Here is a 556-nt window from a genome sequence, read left to right on the forward strand (position 1 = left end):
GGTCCAGCAGATCGTCGAGCATCCGGTCGGCCAAGGCCGAGATCGCGTCGCCCGCATCGGCCGAGCCCTTCGCCAGATCCTTGAAGAAGGTCTTGAAGCTGTCGCCGGTCTCCTTCGCGGCGTCGGCCAGATCCTTCGTCGTCGTCTTCAGCTTGTCGACCCCGGCGCCGTCATCGGCCGCCTCGCCGATCCGCGCGAGGCTGGCGGCGGTATCGCCCGCCGCGTCCGAGACCCCGGCCAGCGTCTCTTTCAGCGCGGCCATCGAGGCCAGCGGCGTGCGGATCATCGCATCGGCCACGCCATTGGCCTCACGCTTCAGCCGTTTGGCCTCGTCGCCCGCTGCCGCTGCGGCCTCTTTCGCCGCCGCCAGCCCCTCGGCCGCGCCCTCGGCCGCCTCCTTCAGCGCCGCCGCCCCGGGCAGGATGTCCGGCAGATCGGCAAAGCGCGCCAGGAACCCCGACCACTTCTCCTGCAGATAGACCATGACCTCGCCCCAGATCGCCTTCATCCGGGCGCCGAGCTCCTCCATCCGGAGCCGCATCAGCTCCGGCCCCAT

1 protein-coding gene is annotated in these 556 nt (G+C 70.7%); it reads right to left on the minus strand.

Annotated features, from left to right (window positions below; genetic code table 11):
- Positions 1–541, minus strand: a 541-nt coding sequence (locus tag BYZ73_RS21655; RefSeq protein ID WP_181498172.1) for a hypothetical protein, incomplete at its 3' end; no start/stop codon positions are given.
- Positions 542–556: the final 15 nt, after the last annotated feature.

Source organism: Rhodovulum viride, from assembly GCF_003265965.1.
GTDB lineage: Bacteria > Pseudomonadota > Alphaproteobacteria > Rhodobacterales > Rhodobacteraceae > Rhodovulum > Rhodovulum kholense.